This window comes from Franconibacter sp. IITDAS19 (genome assembly GCF_023079515.1).
Classification (GTDB): domain Bacteria; phylum Pseudomonadota; class Gammaproteobacteria; order Enterobacterales; family Enterobacteriaceae; genus Franconibacter; species Franconibacter pulveris.
This window is the reverse complement of the sequence record NZ_JALJCP010000003.1, coordinates 181,457-200,355: the sequence shown is the minus strand read 5'-3', so window position 1 is coordinate 200,355 and position 18,899 is coordinate 181,457. Positions and strand designations below refer to the sequence as shown.

The following is an 18,899-nucleotide window of genomic DNA, read 5'->3' as shown; positions in this document are numbered from 1 at the left end:
CATTAACCTACGCGCAGTTTCTGAGCCGGACGCACCGGATGAGCCTGTGAGCTGGCGCCTAAGTCCAGGTCGCGGCTTTGCAGCAGCAGCACCTGCGCGGCGACGTCGCCGAGGGTGGCTTTATAGCTGCCGATCATGCGGGCGAAGATGTTGTAAATGACCACCGCCGGAATAGCGGCGACAAGACCAATCGCCGTGGCGAGCAGCGCTTCGGCGATGCCTGGCGCCACAACGGCGAGGTTGGTAGTCTGCGACTGGGCGATGCCGATAAAGCTGTTCATAATGCCCCACACGGTGCCGAACAGGCCGATAAACGGCGAAATCGCGCCGATGGTTGCAAGATAACCGTTGCCGCGGCCCATGTGACGCCCAACGGCCGCCACGCGGCGCTCCAGGCGAAAACCGGTACGCTCTTTAATGCCTTCGTTATCTTCACTGCCTGCGGAAAGCTCCAGCTCGTTTTGCGCTTCGTTAATCAGCTGCTGGCTGAGGCTTTTTTTGTGGAAGGAGGCCGCCATTTCTGAGGCGTCGTTCAGGGAGCGGGCGGCAGCCAGTTGCTGCTGCTCGCGCTTGAGGCGGCGCTTTTGGCTCAGCAGCTCTGCGCTTTTGCTGAAGAAAATAGCCCAGGTAACCACTGACGCCAGAATCAGGCCGATCATGACAATCTTTACCACGATATCGGCGTGATGATACATCCCCCAGACGGAAAGGTCCGTCTGCATCAAATTATTTCCCACTCTTCATCTCCAGGACGAAAAAACACCAAAACTGTCGTAATAATACCAAAACGACGTCGAATTGATAGTAGTTCTCATTAGTATTTACAGAATGCCCTGGCGAAGGGAAAATTTCTTTGCGCTCACGCAGTAAAGCAGGCCCGATGGTGATTTTTCCGCTTTTTTTACTGTCGGACGAAACAGCGGCGATGAACCGTGGTAACGTATGTTTAGACATCCAGACGTATAAACAGGGTAAGCCACATGACAGAAAAGCACATCGAGACGACGCTGATAAACGCCGGGCGCGGTAAGCGTTACACGCAGGGATCGGTAAACAGCGTTATCCAGCGCGCCTCGTCGCTGGTTTTTGAGAGCGTGGAAGCCAAGAAGCACGCTGCGGCGAACCGCGCTAAGGGCGAACTTTTCTATGGCCGTCGCGGCACCCTCACCCACTTCTCTCTGCAAGAAGCGATGTGCGAACTGGAAGGCGGCGCGGGGTGCGCGCTGTTTCCCTGCGGCGCGGCGGCTGTCGCCAATACGCTTCTCGCGTTTGTCGAGCAAGGCGACCACGTGCTGCTGACCAATAGCGCCTACGAGCCCACTCAGGATTTTTGCACTAAAATCCTCGGCAAGCTTGGCGTCGCCACCAGCTGGTTCGACCCGCTGATTGGCGCGGATATCGCCACGCTTATTCAGCCCAACACCCGCGTGGTGTTTCTGGAATCGCCCGGCTCCATCACCATGGAAGTGCATGATGTCCCTGCGATTGTTGAGGCGGTGCGCCGCGTCGCGCCGCAAGCCATCATCATGATCGACAACACCTGGGCTGCCGGCATTCTTTTCCGCGCGCTCGACTTCGGCGTTGATATCTCCATTCAGGCGGGCACCAAGTATCTGATTGGCCACTCCGACGGCATGGTGGGCACCGCGGTGGCTAACGAGCGCTGCTGGCCGCAGCTTCGTGAAAACGCCTATCTGATGGGCCAGATGCTGGATGCCGATACCGCTTATATGACCAGCCGCGGCCTGCGTACCCTTGGCGTGCGTCTGCGCCAGCATGAGGAAAGCAGTCTGAAAATTGCCGAATGGCTCTCGCAGCATCCGCAGGTGGCGCGCGTGAATCATCCGGCGCTGCCGGGCAGCAAAGGGCATGAGTTCTGGAAGCGGGACTTTACCGGCAGCAGTGGCCTCTTCTCATTCATTCTTAAAAAGCGCCTGAACGAGACGGAATTTGCGAGCTACCTCGACAATTTCCACTATTTCAGCATGGCCTATTCCTGGGGAGGCTATGAATCGCTTATTCTAGCCAACCAGCCGGAAGAGATAGCCGCGCTCCGCCCCGCAGGCGGCGTGGATTTCACCGGCACGCTGGTGCGGGTGCATATAGGTCTGGAAAACGTCGACGATCTCATCGCCGATCTGGAAGCCGGTTTCCAGCGTATTGCATAACATTTCTCAATGAATGTGGACACCCAGGCTGACGGAATTTCCGGCGTTTAATACGCCTGCATCAAGATGTTGCGGGCGTTTGCGAGTACAATAAGACGACACAGGCTGTTCCACAGGATTATTCATGGCTGTTATACAAAATATTATCGCTGCGCTCTGGCAACACGATTTTGCCGCGCTGGCGGACCCGCATATTGTCGGCGTTGTCTGGTTCGTGATGTTTGCGACCTTGTTTCTGGAAAATGGCCTGCTGCCGGCCTCTTTCCTGCCGGGTGACAGCCTGCTGCTGCTGGCGGGCGCGATGATAGCCAAAGGCGTGATGGATTTTGTCCCCACCATGATTATCCTCACCTCCGCCGCCAGCCTCGGCTGCTGGCTAAGCTATGTGCAGGGGCGCTGGCTGGGCAATACGCGGCTGGTGAAAGGGTGGCTTGCGCAGTTGCCGCAAAAATATCATCAGCGGGCCACCTGCATGTTCGACCGCCATGGCCTGCTGGCGCTGTTGATTGGCCGCTTTCTCGCGTTTGTGCGCACGCTGCTGCCCACCATGGCGGGCATCTCCGGCCTTTCTAACCGCCGTTTTCAGCTTTTCAACTGGCTGAGCGCTCTGCTGTGGGTCGGTGTGGTAACGAGCCTCGGCTATGCGCTGAGCATGATCCCTTTCGTGAAGCGCCATGAAGACGAAGTGATGACGTTCCTGATGGTGCTGCCCATCGTGCTGCTGGTCGTCGGCCTGCTCAGCGCCGTGATAGTGGTGCTGAAGAAACGCGCCGCCTGATGTTCCCGCCCCGCCTCACCGCGCGGGGCGCTGCTTAACGGGGCGGCAGCTCCAGCCCCGGCGACAGCCGCATCCGTGCAATATCCTCCCCCGGCGTTACGCCGAAGTAGCGCTTAAACTCCCGGCTGAACTGGGAGGCGCTTTCATATCCGACCCGCAGCGCCGCCGCGCTCGCCTTCATGCCGTCGTGCAGCATCAGCATTCGCGCCTTATGAAGCCGGAAGGTTTTGATGTACTGCAACGGCGACGTGCTGGTTACCGCTTTGAAGTTATGATGAAACGCCGACACGCTCATGTTCGCCTCCGCCGCCAGCTGATCGACCGAAAGCGTTTCGGTGTACTGCGATTCAATGCGCCGGAGCACGCGGCTTATCAGGCTAAAGTGCGTCTGGCGGCTTATCAGCGCCAGCAGCGCGCCGCCGCGCGGCCCCATCAGCACGTGGTAGAGGATTTCGCGAATAATCTGTTTGCCGAGAATGCGGGCGTCGAGCGGATGTTCAAGCACATCCAGCAGCCGTTCAGCCGCACAGAGGATTTCGTCAGAAAGGGTGGCGGAATTAATGCCGCTGGACGACGAAGCCGGACGAAAACGCTCATCCTCGCCAATCTCCATCACCAGCTCCTGCAGCTGTAAAAGATCAACGTTAATGCGCAGCCCGGCAAGCGGCGCCTGCGGCGTGGCGAAGGTTTCGCATTCAAAAGGCAGCGGCACCGTCAGCAGCAGGTACTCGTTAGCGTCGTAGCGGAAAACGCGGTTATTGAGATAACCCGTTTTGTGGCCGGAAAAGAGAAATATGACGCCCGGCTGATACATCACCGGCGTGCGCGGATGCGGCTCAGTGCCATAGAGTAAACGCACCTCTGAAGCCAGACCATCCGGAATAGCATCTTTAAATTTCAATAGTTTAATTTTCTCCGCCAGCTGCTGGCAGATTGCCTGACGATTCATTTCGCGCTGCTCCGCTTCTCTTTTTCAGCGCTGACAGTGTGCGTAAAAATCGCCGTTTTCTCCAGAGCCCAGGAGGAACAGGCAAGACAAAGGCAGAAATGAGCATTGAGCGCGCGGCCCGCCGGGGCGGACAATAACCGTCATCAGGCTGCGCCTTGCCGCCACTTCTTTACCTGTTAAGAGGGTATCTGCTAATGAATAATTTTAATCTCCATACGCCCACCCGTATTTTGTTTGGTAAAAACGCCATCGCCGACCTGCCCGCGCAGATCCCGGCAGACAGCCGCGTGCTGATTACCTGGGGCGGCGGCAGTGTGAAAAAGACCGGCGTGCTGGACCAGGTTTACCAGGCGCTGGCGGGCGTTGACGTGCTGGAATTCGGCGGCATCGAGCCGAACCCGACCTATGAAACGCTGATGAAAGCGGTGGACATAGTGCGTAAAGAAAACGTGACGTTTCTGCTGGCGGTCGGCGGTGGCTCCGTGCTGGACGGCACCAAGTTTATCGCGGCGGCGGCCCGCTATCCGGCGGAACTCGACCCGTGGCATATCCTGCAAACTTATGGCCGCGATATCAACGCCGCTGTGCCGATGGGCTCCGTGCTGACGCTGCCCGCCACCGGCTCCGAATCTAACCAGGGGGCGGTTATCTCTCGTCGCGCCACAGGCGACAAGCAGGCGTTTAAATCGCCTTTCGTGCAGCCGGTCTTCGCGATTCTCGACCCGGTTTACACCTATACCCTGCCGCCGCGCCAGGTGGCGAACGGCGTGGTGGACGCGTTTGTTCACACCATCGAGCAGTACCTGACCTACCCGGTTAATGCGAAGGTGCAGGATCGCTTCGCCGAAGGGCTACTGCTGACCCTGATTGAAGAAGGCCCGAAAGCGCTTAAAGAGCCGGAAAATTATGACGTGCGTGCCAACGTGATGTGGGCGGCGACCATGGCGCTGAACGGCCTGATTGGCGCAGGCGTGCCGCAGGATTGGGCGACCCATATGCTCGGCCATGAGCTGACCGCCATGCATGGCCTCGACCACGCCCAGACGCTCGCAATCGTGCTGCCTGCGCTGCTGAACGAAAAACGCGAGCAGAAGCGCGAGAAGCTGTTGCAGTACGCCGAACGCGTCTGGAACATCCGCGAAGGCGGCGAAGAGGCGCGCATCGACGCCGCCATCGACGCGACGCGTCACTTCTTCGAACAAATGGGCACGCCGACCCGCCTGTCCGCCTGGGACCTTGACGGCAGCACCATTCCGGCGCTGCTTGCCAAGCTTGAAGAGCACGGCATGACGCAGCTTGGCGAGCACAAGGATATTACGCTTGAGGTTAGCCGTCGTATTTACGAAGCGGCGCGTTAAGCTTTTCGCCATCGGCCTTTCGTTTTTGACTATTTCGTCCAGACTTAATCTCACGTGACTTTCGCCGGGGCTTCCCCGGCGTGCTAGCTCAGAAGGAGACATGCATGGCAAATCCGACCGTAATCAAGCTGCATGACGGCACTATCATGCCTCAGCTCGGCCTCGGTGTGTGGAAAGCGGGCAACGAAGAAGTGGTGAACGCAATCCACAAGGCGCTGGAAGTGGGGTATCGCTCCATTGATACCGCAGCGGCCTATAAAAACGAAGAAGGCGTCGGTAAAGCGTTAAAAAGCGCAGGCGTGCCGCGCGAAGAGATCTTCGTTACCACCAAGCTGTGGAATGACGATCAGCAGCGTCCTCACGAGGCCCTGCAGGAGAGCCTGGAAAAACTCCAGCTCGACTATGTGGATCTCTATCTGATGCACTGGCCCGTTCCCGCCATCGATCACTATGTGGAAGCCTGGCAGGGGATGATTGAGCTGCAAAAACAGGGGCTGGCGAAAAGCATCGGCGTCTGTAATTTTCAGGTAAATCACCTGCAGCGCATCATTGACGAGACTGGCGTAACGCCGGTTATCAACCAGATTGAGCTGCACCCGCTGCTGCAACAGCGCCAGCTCCATGCCTGGAACGCTACCCATAAGATCCAGACCGAGTCCTGGAGCCCGCTGGCGCAGGGCGGCCAGGGGGTGTTTGATCAGAAAATTATCCGTGAACTGGCGGATAAATATGGCAAAACCCCGGCGCAGATCGTTATCCGTTGGCATCTCGACAGCGGGCTGGTGGTTATCCCGAAATCGGTCACGCCAGCGCGCATCGTGGAAAACTTCAACGTCTGGGATTTCCGCCTCGATAAAGATGAACTGGGCGAGATTGCGAAGCTGGATAAAGGCACACGGCTGGGGCCGGATCCGGATCAGTTCGGCGGTTAAGCGCAGCAAAAAGCGCTGCCCGTTATGCGCGGGCGGCGCTTTTTATTTTTCTGTTAATTGCTCGCCTGTTGAGGCTGAAGCTTTCGTTCCGTCGGCGCCTCTTGCGCAGGCGCGTTCAGTGTCTGCCTGTCTATAAAGGGCTCCTCTTCGGTCGCCCTTTTCAACGCCTCATCAATTTCCGCCAGCAGCCGCGCCTTTTCCGCCTCGTCGCCGCCCGCCATGTTGTGGGAAAGCGTTCTGATTTGCGCAAGCCCCGCCGCCATTTTCAGGTTAACCAGCTTGAAGCGATGGGCGTACTGCCGGAAGAGTTCAACTTTTCCTTTGCTCTCTTCCAGCTCCCCTTCCAGCTTATCTACCTCCCGCGAGAGCCGGGAGACCATTTTAAAGAGCACCACCACCGCCAGCAGCAGCGGCGCGATTAACCACCATGAAAGGTACATTTGTTTCGCCCGGAACCGTTCAACATATTTCTATTTCTATAATCTGGCGAAATTTTAACCATCGTAAAAAAGGCTTAAACCTGCAAGCAGAGCGATAACAACCGGTTAACCCTTCCTCCCGCTCAATAGCCACTTTCTTAAACCATAAAATAAATGTGCATTTGGAAAGCGATGCGGCGCAAAATAGAAAAATCTTGATTAAACAATGACTTATTCAAGAAATGAATTTTTAAGCACTTTCCAATAACTTGCATGAATAGGGGTACGATTGTGGCTCACTCATCACCGGCTGGCGTACGCTGGCTGCCGTTAATCATGATTACGCTCTGCGTGGCGGCGCTCTGGCAACTCACGCCGCCGCAAGGGCTTACCGCGCCGGCCTGGCGCTCAGCCATTATTTTTGTCGGCACCATCGCCGCCATTGTCGTTAAAGTGCTGCCGATAGGCGCCGTCGGCATTATCGGCATAACCGTGTTCGCGCTGACCTATGCCGCAGGCGACAGCAAAGCCAGCGACGCCATCGCCACGGCGCTAAGCGACCTGAACAGCTCGCTTATCTGGCTTATCGTAGTGGCGTTTATGATTGCCCGCGGCTTTATCAAAACCGGCCTCGGGCGGCGCATCGCTCTGCAAATGATTCGCCTGCTCGGCAAGCGCACGCTGGGTCTGGCCTATGGCCTCGCCTTCGCCGATCTCATCCTCTCGCCTGCCATGCCAAGCAACACGGCGCGCTGCGGCGGCGTGATTTACCCTATCGCCGACTCGCTGGCGCGCAGCTTCGACTCCCGCCCGGAGGATGAGTCGCGTAAAAAAATCGGCACCTTTCTTATCACCTGCATCGGCAATGTGAACGACGTCACCGCCGCGCTGTTTATGACCGGCTACACCGGCAACCTGCTGGCGGTGAAGCTCGCCGCCAATGCGGGCGTGACGATAAGCTGGGGCGGCTGGTTTTTTGCCGCGCTCCTGCCCTGCCTGGCGTCGCTGATTCTGGCGCCGCTGCTGGTTTACTGGCTCACCCGCCCGGAAATCAAACATACGCCGGACGCGCCCCGCATCGCCCGGGATGAGCTGGCGCAGATGGGGCCGATGGCCCGCGGCGAATGGCTGATGCTCGCCACCGTCGTCGTGCTGCTGGTGCTCTGGATCTTTGGCGAACAGCTCGGCGTGGACCCGACCACGGCGTCGTTTGTCGGGCTGTCGGTGTTGCTGCTCTCAGGGGTGCTGAGCTGGGAGGATGTGAAAAGCGAGAAAGGCGCGTGGGATACGCTTATCTGGTTCGCCGCGCTGCTGATGATGGCGAACCAGCTGAAAAAGCTCGGCTTCACCAGCTGGTTTGGCAACCTGATTGGCGACAGCATCGGTCACATGATGCACGGCACCAGTTGGGTGCTGGTGCTGCTGTTGCTGAACGCCGCCTATTTCTATACGCACTACTTTTTCGCCAGCGGCAACGCGCAAATCGCCGCGCTGTATGCGGTGTTCCTCGGAGTGGGGCTGAACCTTAACATTCCGCCAGCGCCAATGGCGCTGATGCTCGCCTTCACCAGCAGCCTTTACTGCTCGCTTACCCAGTACACCCACGCCCGCGGCCCGATCCTGTTTGGCGCGGGCTATGTGCCGACCGGCGTCTGGTGGCGCACCGGATTTATCATCAGCCTCGTTAACCAGGCGATTTTCCTGACGCTCGGCCTTGCATGGTGGAAGCTGCTCGGGCTGTATTAACCCCACAAAAAACCCCGCCGGAGCGGGGTTTTTTTATTACTGCGTTTTATCGCGGCGCGCTTTCTTCACCGCCGGCTTCTGGCGCTGGAGAGCCATCGGCGTGTGCTTCGTCAGCGCAGGCCGGGTGTTGCGGTTCTGGCGCTTCGCTTCGCGCATTTCATCAAGCGTAGGCGCGGGCACCAGGCAGTCGCGGCGTGAACCGATTAAGTGCTTCTTGCCCATCGCCTCCAGCGCTTCGCGGATAAGCGGCCAGTTGGCCGGATCGTGATAACGCAGCAGCGCTTTATGCAGACGGCGCTGGCGGTCGCCCCGCGGCACCACCACCTCTTCGCTCTTGTAGCCAATTTTCCCGAGCGGGTTCTTGCCGGTGTAATACATGGTGGTGGAGTTGGCGAGCGGCGAAGGATAGAAGTTCTGCACCTGATCGAGACGGAAACGGCGCTGCTTGAGCCACAGCGCCAGGTTCACCATGTCTTCATCCCGCGTGCCGGGGTGCGCGGAGATAAAATACGGGATCAGGTACTGCTCTTTCCCCGCCTGCTTTGAATAGGTGTCGAACAGCTCTTTGAAGCGATCGTAGCTGCCCATTCCCGGCTTCATCATTTTAGAAAGCGGGCCTTCTTCAGTGTGTTCCGGCGCAATCTTCAGGTAGCCGCCGACGTGGTGGGTCGCCAGCTCCTTCACGTAACGCGGATCTTCCACCGCCAGATCGTAACGCACCCCGGAGGCGATCAGGATCTTCTTGATGCCTTTCAGATCGCGGGCGCGCCGATAGAGGTTGATCGTCGGCGTATGGTCAGTATCCATATGCGGGCAGATATCGGGATAAACGCACGACAGGCGGCGGCAGGTCTGCTCGGCGCGCGGCGATTTGCAGCGCAGCATATACATATTGGCCGTCGGGCCGCCAAGATCGGAGATAACGCCGGTAAAGCCCGGCACCGAGTCGCGAATGGCTTCAATCTCGTTGATTATCGACTCTTCAGAGCGGCTCTGGATAATGCGTCCTTCATGCTCGGTGATAGAGCAGAACGAACAGCCGCCGAAGCAGCCGCGCATGATGTTCACAGAAAAGCGGATCATCTCATACGCCGGGATACGCTTTTTACCGTAGGCCGGATGCGGCACACGCTGGTAAGGCAGCGCAAAGACGCTGTCCATCTCTTCGGTGGAGAGCGGAATAGCGGGCGGGTTTATCCAGATGTAGCGGTCGCCGTGCTTTTGCATCAGCGCGCGGGCGCAGCCAGGGTTTGTCTCATGGTGCAGAATGCGCGAAGCGTGAGCGTAAAGCACCTTGTCCGCTTTAACCTTTTCGAACGACGGCAGCAGCACGTAGGTTTTCTCCCACGGCTTCGGGCGCGGCGGCTGTACGACTACCGCTTTCGCCTCCTGCTTTTGTACCGCCGGTTTGCCTTTATCCGCACAGGGTAAATCTTCGCCATAAGGATGCGGGATAGGATCGATGCGCCCTGGCGTGTCGAGGCGGGTGGAATCGACGCCTGCCCAGCCCGGCAGCGCCTCTTTCAGGATGATGGCGGTGTTACGCACGTCGCGGATTTCGCTCACCGGCTCCCCCGCCGCCAGGCGATGCGCTACTTCCACCAGCGGGCGCTCGCCGTTGCCGAAAATCAGCATATCCGCTTTGGAATCCACCAGCACCGAGCGGCGCACTGTATCGGACCAGTAATCATAATGCGCGGTGCGGCGCAGGCTCGCCTCGATGCCGCCCAGGATAACCGGCACGTCGCGCCAGGCTTCTTTACAGCGCTGGGTATAGACCAGCGTGGCGCGGTCGGGACGCTTGCCCGCTTCGTTATCCGGGGTGTAGGCGTCATCGTGGCGCAGCTTACGGTCAGCGGTGTAGCGGTTGATCATCGAATCCATATTGCCGGCGGTGACGCCGAAAAAGAGGTTCGGCTTGCCAAGACGCATGAACTCTTCTTTGCTGGACCAGTCCGGCTGGGCGATGATGCCCACGCGAAAGCCCTGCGCCTCCAGCATGCGGCCGCAGATAGCCATGCCGAAGCTTGGATGGTCGACGTAGGCGTCGCCCGTCACCAGGATAATGTCGCAGCTGTCCCAGCCAAGTTGATCCATCTCTTCACGCGACATGGGTAAAAACGGCGCCGGACCAAAGCAGGCAGCCCAGTATTGAGGCCAGGAAAAAAGATCGCGGTCGGGTTGGATGAGGCTAAGGGAACTCATAGTGCTTCCGGGAAGTGGTCAAAAATTAGCAAAGGGCGGCGATTATACGTCCGGAAGCGGCAAAAAAAGAAGGGGTATTCACGGGAAAAAGCGTGCGGCTCTTTCCCGCTGCGGCATTACTCGTTTTTGCTGTGCCAGTAGGCCTGCGCGCGCAGCAACCGGGCGTCCACTTTGCCTTCAAGCGGCTCGCAAAGGCGCTTGACCACTTTGCCCTCGCCGGTTATCCAGAGGAAATAATCCTGCGGCGGCAGCTTCAGCGCTGCCAGCCTTTCCGCCACCGCCTGCTCGTTGTGGCCGACAAGCCATTCGATATCAAACTGCGCCAGATGCGCCAGGTAGCCTTTCAGCGCTTCATCGCGGATAGTGACAAGGGCTTTCACCTTCACCGCCTTGTTCAACGCGCTCAGCGTTTCCAGGCGGCGGCGCAGCGCCGGCATGCCGGATTCATCGCAGACATAGAGCTGCCAGCCGTAATCTTCCGGCACCACCAGCGAGCCGCGCGGGCCGCCAATGCAGAGCGTGTCGCCAGGCTTCGCGGTGACCGCCCAGTCGCTGGCCACGCCAGCCTCGTGCACGTAGAAATCGATGGTCAGTTCCTGACGCGCGGCGTTGAAGAGCGGCGTGTAGTCGCGCGACGGCGGGCGCACATCGCCAGACCAGACAATGCCCTCTTCCGTCACCTGAGGCGGAACAAATTCCGTTCCCGGCGTCGGGAAAAAGAGTTTGATATGGTCGTCAAAACCGCGGGAGGTAAACCCTGTCAGCGACTCGCCGCCGAAGACAATACGCTGAAAGCCGCTCACGCGCTCGCTGCTGAGCACGGTTAACTCGCGAAAACGCAGCTCGTTGCGCACGCGCTGCGGATAAGTAGTGACCTGAGTCATGTTCAACCTGCCAGTGTGAAGGTGAAGAAATTACGATATATCTAAAATTTTCGTAAATGATAATGGTTGCTATTAAGCGTGAATGCAAGTTTTTTTAGATAGCATTCAGGCGCCGCGGCACAGAATGACAACGCCCCGTATAAAAGAATTAAAAATCAATAAATTGACCGTTTAATGATTTTTCTTTACCGCTTGCGCTTTGCAAAATCCTTACTATTCGATATATATAGATATATCTAAATATCGCGAGAGCAGACGACCATGCGACACTTTCACCGTTACCACGATCTCCATAGCGACGCGCACGGCATGCGCCGCAACCATCACGGGCATGGCCATCATGAAGAGGGTCACGCGCGCCGCCCACGCTTTTTCGGCCACGGCGAACTGCGCCTGGTGATGCTGGACATTCTGACCCGCGGCGCCAGCCACGGTTATGAGTTAATCAAAGAGATAGAAGCGCTGACCGGCGGCAACTATACGCCCAGCCCGGGCGTTATCTACCCGACGCTCGATTTTCTGCAAGAGCAGCAGTTTATCTCGCTGAGCGAAGAGGAAAGCGGACGCAAGAAGATTGTTATCACCGAAGCGGGCACCGCCTGGCTTGAAGAAAACAGCGACCATCTGGCGCATATCCATGCCCGTGTAAAGGCGCGCATTATCGGCCACGAGCTGCGTAAAAACCCGGAGATGAAGCGAGCGCTGGAGAACCTCAAGGCGGTGCTGGATTTAAAAGTAAACCAGGCGCCCATCGAACCCACGCTGCTGAAAAAGATTGTCGGGATTATCGATAAAGCGGCGCTGGAGATTTCGCAGCTCGATTAACCCGTGGGTTTCCCCCCCTTTGATGTGTCACGCCGCCGCGCCATTACATCTACGGCGGCGTTTTCGCCTCGCTTTTACGCCTCGCGCAGGCGGAACACTTTCACCAGCGTTTTGAGCTGATTCGCCTGATCGCTAAGCGATGCGGCGGCGGCGACCGACTCCTCCACCAGGCTTGAGTTCTGCTGGGTGGTGGTATCAATCATGCCGATAGCGGTGTTGATTTGCGTAATGCCGTCGGTCTGTTCGCGGCTCGCCTGGGCGATTTCATGCAGGATGTGGTTCATCTCTTCCACGTTCGTCACCATGCCGTTAATCAACCCGCTCGCCTGCTCGACCAGCCCCATCCCTTCACGCGTCTGGTTGGTGGAGTTTTCAATCAGCGTACGAATTTCACTCGCCGAAGCCGCGCTTTTCTGCGCCAGCTGGCGCACTTCGCCTGCGACAACCGCAAACCCACGGCCATGTTCTCCGGCGCGCGCCGCCTCTACCGCCGCGTTCAGCGCCAGGATATTCGTCTGAAAAGCAATGGCGTCGATCAGGTTGATAATTTCCGACATCCGGTTAGACGTTTCGTTAATCAGGCGCATCTTGTCGGTAACCTGACGCATCATCTGGCCATTATTTTTCACCGTGTTAGCAGCCTCGGTCGAGAGCTGCGTGGCGACGCTGGTGTTGTCGTAGGTGTTTTTAATGGTCGAGGTCATCTGCTCCATGGACGCGGCGGTCTCTTCCACCGAGCTTGCCTGCTCTTCGGTGCGCGCCGCCAGGTCCTGGTTGCCGGCGACAATCTGCGAAGCGGCAGACGAAATGGTTTCCGCGCCGTTCTGCACCTCCTCAACGATCGCCTGCAGCCGCATTTTCATCTCCATCAGCGCGGTCAGCAGCAGGCCGGTTTCATCACGGCGTCCGGTTTCCACGTTACGGGTTAAATCCCCCTCGGCAATGGCTTCGGCAAAGCTTACCGCCTGGCCGAGCGGCGCGGTGATGGCGCGAATGATAAGCGCTGCGATAGCCGTGCCGATCACGACGGAGATCAGCGCCAGGACAATCAGCATGGTGCGGTTATTGCCATAGCTCTTCGCGACATGCTTGCCCGCATCAGCCATGTTCTGGTTCTGAATGGCGATCAGCGCCTGCACTTTCTCTTTGTAGCTTATTTGCAGGTTCAGCGTGGTGGACATCATCTCCGCCAGCGCCGCGTCGCGGTTGTTGTTCTGTACGGCGGTCAGGATGCGCATGCGGGAATCGATATATTGCTGGCGAATCTCGCGAATTTGCGCCAGCGCGCGTTGCGAGGCTTCATCCGGCAGGCTCTTTTGCAGGTCGGCGAGCAGTGCGGTAATGCGGGCGCTCAGAGCGTTAAGCTGCTTTTCCGAATCCTGCGCCCAACGGCGGTTTTCATCGAGCAGCATAAGTTGTTGGGTGCTGACAAAACTCTGGAAGGTTTCTATTAGCTGGTTGGCTTTTACCGTGGCGGGATAATCCTTATTAACGATGCCCTGAATATTATTATTCGCCTGACTGAGGCTCAGCAGTGAAAGAGAGGCGCTCACAATCAGCAAGATAATAAAGAAAGCGAAGGCTAGTATTAATTTCGTGCTTATTTTTACATCGCGGAAAGACATATTTTCTCCGTAAAGCGGGTTAATTAAGCTGACGGAACGGGAATGCCGCATAAGACATGCAGTCAGAGAGGCGGCAGTTCGCCGAACAAGGGGAGCGACAGAAGGTTTATCGGTAACATTGCCTCTGACTTTACCTTTTTGATCGTTTTTTTCTTATTTATCGCTTCGCTTTGATAGCTGCAAACTATTAATTTTTGATTATTGATCGACCGCTTTCTCTATTTATCTTATCAATGAAGGGTTATTTAAGTATTAATTAGCCAGACTTAAAACCAGTGCATTTATTATTGCTTATGTTTCGTCACGCTTATTTTTTCAGCGCCACTTTTTTTATTAATATATTATTAACAAAGTAAAAATAATAAGTTCACAATTAACGGTATCGTTGCGTGAATTAGCAGCAAAAATAAGAGAAGGAGAGAAGAAAATAAGGGCGGCGGAGCGCCGCCCGGGGGAACGTAGCGACAGGATCAGTGCAGTACGGTTACGGCATCTTCCAGACGGGTGGCGCGGTGTTTAACCATCGCGGAGACCTGCGCGCTCTCCTCCACCAGCCCGGCGTTTTTCTGGGTAATGGCGTCCAGCTCGGTGACGGCGCGGGTGAGATCGGCAAGGCCGCCCGCCTGCTCGGAGGTCGCCTGGCTTATCTGGCCGATAAGCTGCGTGACGTTCTGCACCTGATTGACAATATCCTGCATCGTGCGGCCCGCAGCGTGCACCTGCACCGCGCCCGACTCCACCTTGCTGGCGCTCGCCTCAATCAGTTTGCGAATGTCATTGGCGGCGTTGGCGCTGCGGCTCGCCAGATGGCGCACTTCGCCTGCCACCACCGCAAAACCTTTGCCCTGCTCGCCCGCCCGCGCCGCTTCCACCGCCGCGTTCAGGGCAAGGATATTGGTCTGGAAAGCGATATCGTTGATAAGCGACGTGATAGAACCGATGCGCTGGGTGCTGTCGGCAATCTCGTCCATGGTGCTGACCACTGTCTCCATCGCCTGCCCGCCGTGGCGGGCCGCTTCGCTTGCGGCGCTGGAGAGTTTATCCGCCGCAACCGCCGTTTCGGAGTTGCTTTGCACCGAGGCCGCCATCTGGTTCATGGTGGCGACAGTCTGCTGCACGTTGACCACCGTCTGGCGGGTACGCTCGTTTAAATCATCATTACCGCGCGCCAGCGTTTCGCTGCCGCTGCGCACGTTTATCACCTGGCTTGAAACATCGTTAATCAGCCAGCGGCACATCAGGCCAAGCTGCCCGACGGCGCGCAGCGTCACGCCAATTTCGTCGGCGCGGTTAAGCTGGTCGATGCTCTGGCGCTCGCCGGTCGCTACGCTCAGCGCCTGGCGCGCCACGTTGCTTACCGGACGGACAATCTGCCACTCAAACGCGGCGCAGCCGAGCGTCATCACCAGCGCGCAGACGATGCCGGAGAGCAGCAGGCCGCCGCCGCTCTGCCCGGCGAGCAGCATCGCGGCAAGCCATGCCAGAAAGATGCCGCTCATCACGCCGCGCACGCGCCAGCGCAGCGGCAGCGTCGCCATCTTGCCGAGCCAGCCTTTGCGCAGCACCAGCCCTTTATAAAGACGTCGGTTCGCTTTGCCTTCGTTTAAGGCTTTATATAAAGGCGTGACCGCGGCAATCTCCTCCGGCGTGGCTTTCGTGCGGATAGACATATAGCCGGTGGTTTTCCCGTTACGCACAACCGGCGCCGCATTCGCGCGCACCCAGTAGTGATCGCCATTTTTGCAGCGGTTTTTCACGATGCCGGTCCAGGGCTCGCCCTGTTTGAGGGTGTACCACATGTCAGCGAACGCCGCTTTCGGCATATCGGGATGGCGAACCAGGTTATGCGGGCTACCGGTCAGTTCATGCAGCGTGTAGCCGCTCACCTGCACAAAGGTATCGTTAGCGTGGGTAATATAGCTTTGCAGATCGGTGGTGGACATGAGGGTGGTATTGTCATCCAGCATCAGCTCACGCTGGGTGACGGAGGGCTGTGAAGGCATAGCAGCGTCCTTAGGCAGGTTATCCAATTGTTAATATATTTTTCTGCCTTGTAATGTCGGCGCGACGTAAATTTACTTTAACGATAAAGGCCGCTTCAGGTCGCAATTTGTGCTATCAGCCACATTTTTCATGAGGATTAGCGGGATAATTACGCAGGTATATTATTTATGTTAGTTATTATTACTGCTTAACTGGCCCTGTTTTGTCTACGCAAGCCGCCTCATCTCCCCATTCTGGCGAATCATCACGCACTGGTTGCGTCCATTATTTTTGCCAAAATACATCGCTTTATCGGCGCGGCCGATGGCCTGATGTAACGTTTCATTACTTTCGACCTGCGTTATTCCTCCCGTGACGGTGACGGTTAAAGCGTTCTCTTTAATAATGATGGGATGACGTGAAAGATAATCGCAAATACGCGTGCCCGCCTGCTGCGCCTCTTTTTCACCGGTGACTTCCAGCAGCATAATAAACTCCTCGCCGCCGAAACGATAAATACGTTCATTCTCCCGCGCGCACGTTTTAAATGTTGCCGCCACGCTGCGTAATACATCATCGCCGGCGTTATGTCCCCAGCTGTCATTAATGGATTTAAAACGATCGATATCCATCATAAGCAGCCATAACGCCTGATGATTGTTTTCACAGCGGGTGCGAATAAAATCAAAATCCTGATAAAGCAAATGGCGCAGCGGCAGGCCGGTTAAGGTGTCGTGCATATTGCGAAACACCAACAAACATTCACGGTATTTATCAATGTGGCCCATAAATTCCTGCTGGGCCTGATGAAAACGGCGCAGCAGGCTGGCGGTAACCGCCTGCTGATGGATAGCCAGCATCAACTCGCGGGCGCGGTCATGCATTACTTTATGGGCAGACTCGATGTTAAAAACGTAGCCGCTGTGCTGCGCCTGCCGGTTCTGGTCATGACGCAGCCAGTGGCTAAAGAGGCACAGCTCATGCGCATGGGGATGGGTGAGCTCTGCATCCGGCTCGCCGCCCAGCAAACTAAGCTCCAGCAATTTTCCAAGCCACTGAAAATGCGCTTTCTGCGCCGTGCTTAATTCAATTAAAGCGAGATCCAAATCGGCAATATTCATCGTTTCATCACGTCGTTTTTTCACAGCGCTGCGTATTAATTAAATAAAGAAGAGGGAAAGAATAACGCATCTGACACCATACAGGGATGAAAATATACGAAATCAATTTTCAGCATAATTAATTCACATGGAAATTAAATTAATCCTCAAATATTCAATGTGTGAATATATATTGCCGCGCTGCGTTATTACGCACCATCCTGGCGCAGTCTGCGCTTTTATGATGCGCCCCCGCCACGCTTTCCTGCCGCCTCGTCAATCAAAGGGCAGCATTAACGCTCGCTTATCGCTTATGGGGACGATTAAGTTTCGCACTTTTGCGACGTCGCCTGGCTTTTATCCCGATTTTTGTTAACGCCTTCGATGTGGCGTAAAGACTGCAATACTTAAATCGGTATCATGTGATACGCGATCCCCAGGAGCATATTTTGAACAGGTTACCTAACAGCGCCTCGGCTCTTGCCTGTACCGCGCACGCACTGAATCTCATCGAAAAGCAGACGCTTTCGCATGAGGAGATGAAAGCACTGAACCGGGAGGTCATCGACTACTTTCAGCAGCACGTCAATCCAGGGTTCTTAGAATATCGCAAGTCTGTAACCGCCGGCGGGGATTACGGAGCCGTAGAATGGCAAGCGGGAGGATTGAATACGCTTGTCGACACCCAGGGACAGGAGTTCCTCGATTGTCTGGGTGGATTCGGCATCTTTAACGTGGGGCACCGTAATCCAACAGTGGTTTCCGCCGTACAGAACCAACTTGCCAAACAACCCCTGCATAGTCAGGAGCTGCTCGACCCACTGCGCGCCATGCTCGCGAAAACCCTCGCCACGCTGACGCCAGGCAAACTGAAATATAGCTTCTTCTGCAACAGCGGCACGGAATCGGTGGAGGCGGCGCTTAAGCTCGCCAAAGCGTACCAGGCCCCGCGCGGCAGATATACCTTTGTGGCCGCGACCGGCGCCTTCCACGGGAAATCGCTCGGCGCGCTTTCCGCCACCGCGAAAGCGGCATTTCGTAAGCCCTTTATGCCGTTGCTGCCAGGCTTTCGCCATGTGCCTTACGGCGATATTGAGGCTATGCGCGAGCTTTTCACCGAATGCCGTAAAACCGGAGACGACATCGCTGGCGTGATCCTGGAGCCGATTCAGGGCGAAGGGGGCGTGATCCTGCCGCCGCCGGGCTACCTGCCTGCGGTGCGCCAGTTGTGCGATGAATTCGGCGCGCTGCTGATTTTCGACGAAGTGCAAACCGGCATGGGCCGCACCGGTAAGATGTTCGCCTGCGAGCATGAGAATGTGCATCCCGACATTCTCTGTCTTGCCAAAGCGCTGGGCGGCGGCGTAATGCCGATTGGCGCGACCGTCGCAACCGAAGAGGTCTTCTCTGTCCTGTTCGATAACCCCTTCCTGCATACCACTACGTTTGGCGGCAACCCGCTGGCCTGCGCCGCGGCGCTCGCCACCATTCACGTGCTGCTGGAAGAGAACCTGCCGCAGCAGGCGGAGCAGAAAGGCAACATGCTGCTCGACGGCTTCCGCCAGCTGGCGCTGGAATTCCCGGAGCTGGTCGTGGAGGCGCGCGGGCAAGGGATGCTGATGGCGATTGAGTTTACCAATAACGAAATCGGCTATCAGTTCGCGAGCGAAATGTTCCGCCAGCATGTGCTGGTGGCAGGCACGTTGAATAACGCGAAAACCATCCGCATCGAGCCGCCGCTTACGCTAACGATTGAGCAGTGCGAACAGGTGTTAAGCGCCGCGCGCAAGGCGATGGAGAGTCTGTGCGTAGCCCGCAGCAAAGCGGCAACCGCCGAAGAAAATGAATCCCTCTGAGTCATCTCGCTAAGTTAAAGCCCCCGTTAAGGGGGCTTTGTTTTTGGGGTGTCGCTTAGGCAAACAGGCGG

15 protein-coding genes are annotated in these 18,899 nt (G+C 56.9%); 7 read left to right on the top strand and 8 right to left on the bottom strand.

All coding sequences use genetic code 11. The features are described from left to right. Positions 1 to 2: 2 nt before the first annotated feature. Positions 3 to 737 carry a tol-pal system-associated acyl-CoA thioesterase gene (exbB, locus tag MT962_RS10640; RefSeq protein ID WP_024556880.1) on the bottom strand — a complete coding sequence of 245 codons (735 nt, stop codon included), beginning with the start codon at positions 735 to 737 and terminating at the stop codon, positions 3 to 5. A 243-nt stretch (positions 738 to 980) separates the two neighbouring features. On the opposite strand from exbB, the gene metC reads away from it, so the two are divergent. Together metC and yghB are read left to right on the top strand one after the other, a co-directional pair. Continuing rightward, entirely contained in the window at positions 981 to 2,168 is a 1,188-nt protein-coding gene (metC, locus tag MT962_RS10635; RefSeq protein ID WP_024556879.1) for a cystathionine beta-lyase, read from the top strand. Positions 2,169 to 2,292: 124 nt separating this feature from the next. Then, positions 2,293 to 2,946 carry a DedA family general envelope maintenance protein YghB gene (gene yghB, locus MT962_RS10630; protein WP_024556878.1) on the top strand — a complete coding sequence of 218 codons (654 nt, stop codon included), beginning with the start codon at positions 2,293 to 2,295 and terminating at the stop codon, positions 2,944 to 2,946. 34 nt (positions 2,947 to 2,980) lie between these two features. Here yghB and MT962_RS10625 read toward each other — a convergent pair whose 3' ends face one another. Then, positions 2,981 to 3,895: an AraC family transcriptional regulator gene (locus MT962_RS10625; protein WP_188723796.1), complete on the bottom strand. Its 915-nt coding sequence runs from the start codon at positions 3,893 to 3,895 to the stop codon at positions 2,981 to 2,983. A gap of 194 nt (positions 3,896 to 4,089) precedes the next feature. Here MT962_RS10625 and yqhD point away from each other — a divergent pair, with 194 nt between their 5' ends. Together yqhD and dkgA are read left to right on the top strand one after the other, a co-directional pair. Further along, the gene (gene yqhD / locus MT962_RS10620; protein WP_024560431.1) at positions 4,090 to 5,253 is read left to right on the top strand and encodes an alcohol dehydrogenase; all 1,164 of its coding nucleotides are present in this window, start codon (positions 4,090 to 4,092) and stop codon (positions 5,251 to 5,253) included. A 104-nt stretch (positions 5,254 to 5,357) separates the two neighbouring features. Then, positions 5,358 to 6,185, top strand: coding sequence for a 2,5-didehydrogluconate reductase DkgA (gene dkgA / locus MT962_RS10615; protein WP_024560432.1), 828 nt, complete (start codon positions 5,358 to 5,360; stop codon positions 6,183 to 6,185). A 53-nt stretch (positions 6,186 to 6,238) separates the two neighbouring features. Here dkgA and MT962_RS10610 read toward each other — a convergent pair whose 3' ends face one another. After that, entirely contained in the window at positions 6,239 to 6,625 is a 387-nt protein-coding gene (locus MT962_RS10610; protein WP_024556519.1) for a hypothetical protein, read from the bottom strand. 270 nt (positions 6,626 to 6,895) lie between these two features. Between MT962_RS10610 and MT962_RS10605 the strand changes: the two genes are divergently transcribed. Continuing rightward, entirely contained in the window at positions 6,896 to 8,350 is a 1,455-nt protein-coding gene (locus MT962_RS10605; protein WP_348773177.1) for a DASS family sodium-coupled anion symporter, read from the top strand. 36 nt (positions 8,351 to 8,386) lie between these two features. Here MT962_RS10605 and MT962_RS10600 read toward each other — a convergent pair whose 3' ends face one another. Further along, on the bottom strand, positions 8,387 to 10,555 hold the full coding sequence (locus tag MT962_RS10600; RefSeq protein ID WP_247365555.1) for a YgiQ family radical SAM protein: 2,169 nt from the start codon (positions 10,553 to 10,555) through the stop codon (positions 8,387 to 8,389). 116 nt (positions 10,556 to 10,671) lie between these two features. Continuing rightward, the gene (locus MT962_RS10595; protein WP_247365553.1) at positions 10,672 to 11,439 is read right to left on the bottom strand and encodes a siderophore-interacting protein; all 768 of its coding nucleotides are present in this window, start codon (positions 11,437 to 11,439) and stop codon (positions 10,672 to 10,674) included. 261 nt (positions 11,440 to 11,700) lie between these two features. On the opposite strand from MT962_RS10595, the gene MT962_RS10590 reads away from it, so the two are divergent. Then, complete coding sequence (locus tag MT962_RS10590) at positions 11,701 to 12,264, top strand: PadR family transcriptional regulator (RefSeq protein ID WP_188723792.1); 564 nt, start codon at positions 11,701 to 11,703, stop codon at positions 12,262 to 12,264. 74 nt (positions 12,265 to 12,338) lie between these two features. Here the strand turns inward: MT962_RS10590 and MT962_RS10585 are convergent, their stop codons facing one another. The 3 genes from MT962_RS10585 to MT962_RS10575 form a co-directional block, all read right to left on the bottom strand. Next, positions 12,339 to 13,889, bottom strand: a complete 1,551-nt coding sequence (locus MT962_RS10585) for a methyl-accepting chemotaxis protein (RefSeq protein WP_188723791.1) — start codon at positions 13,887 to 13,889, stop codon at positions 12,339 to 12,341. A gap of 470 nt (positions 13,890 to 14,359) precedes the next feature. Beyond that, on the bottom strand, positions 14,360 to 15,892 hold the full coding sequence (locus MT962_RS10580) for a PAS domain-containing methyl-accepting chemotaxis protein (protein ID WP_024556514.1): 1,533 nt from the start codon (positions 15,890 to 15,892) through the stop codon (positions 14,360 to 14,362). Positions 15,893 to 16,099: 207 nt separating this feature from the next. Then, positions 16,100 to 17,017 (bottom strand): diguanylate cyclase, encoded by a 918-nt coding sequence (locus MT962_RS10575; RefSeq protein WP_338463982.1) that lies wholly within the window; start codon positions 17,015 to 17,017, stop codon positions 16,100 to 16,102. A gap of 404 nt (positions 17,018 to 17,421) precedes the next feature. On the opposite strand from MT962_RS10575, the gene ygjG reads away from it, so the two are divergent. After that, positions 17,422 to 18,828 (top strand): putrescine aminotransferase, encoded by a 1,407-nt coding sequence (gene ygjG / locus MT962_RS10570; protein WP_024556512.1) that lies wholly within the window; start codon positions 17,422 to 17,424, stop codon positions 18,826 to 18,828. The last annotated feature ends 71 nt before the right edge of the window (positions 18,829 to 18,899 follow it).

Excerpts from the sequence above, each read along its gene's own strand:
- MT962_RS10610 (WP_024556519.1), bottom strand. The coding sequence starts at position 6,625 with ATGTACCTTTCATGGTGGTTAATCGCGCCGCTGCTGCTGGCGGTGGTG.
- MT962_RS10590 (WP_188723792.1), top strand. The coding sequence starts at position 11,701 with ATGCGACACTTTCACCGTTACCACGATCTCCATAGCGACGCGCACGGC.
- MT962_RS10580 (WP_024556514.1), bottom strand. The coding sequence starts at position 15,892 with ATGCCTTCACAGCCCTCCGTCACCCAGCGTGAGCTGATGCTGGATGAC.
- yghB (WP_024556878.1), top strand. The coding sequence starts at position 2,293 with ATGGCTGTTATACAAAATATTATCGCTGCGCTCTGGCAACACGATTTT.
- yqhD (WP_024560431.1), top strand. The coding sequence starts at position 4,090 with ATGAATAATTTTAATCTCCATACGCCCACCCGTATTTTGTTTGGTAAA.
- dkgA (WP_024560432.1), top strand. The coding sequence starts at position 5,358 with ATGGCAAATCCGACCGTAATCAAGCTGCATGACGGCACTATCATGCCT.
- MT962_RS10625 (WP_188723796.1), bottom strand. The coding sequence starts at position 3,895 with ATGAATCGTCAGGCAATCTGCCAGCAGCTGGCGGAGAAAATTAAACTA.
- MT962_RS10600 (WP_247365555.1), bottom strand. The coding sequence starts at position 10,555 with ATGAGTTCCCTTAGCCTCATCCAACCCGACCGCGATCTTTTTTCCTGG.
- metC (WP_024556879.1), top strand. The coding sequence starts at position 981 with ATGACAGAAAAGCACATCGAGACGACGCTGATAAACGCCGGGCGCGGT.
- MT962_RS10585 (WP_188723791.1), bottom strand. The coding sequence starts at position 13,889 with ATGTCTTTCCGCGATGTAAAAATAAGCACGAAATTAATACTAGCCTTC.
- MT962_RS10595 (WP_247365553.1), bottom strand. The coding sequence starts at position 11,439 with ATGACTCAGGTCACTACTTATCCGCAGCGCGTGCGCAACGAGCTGCGT.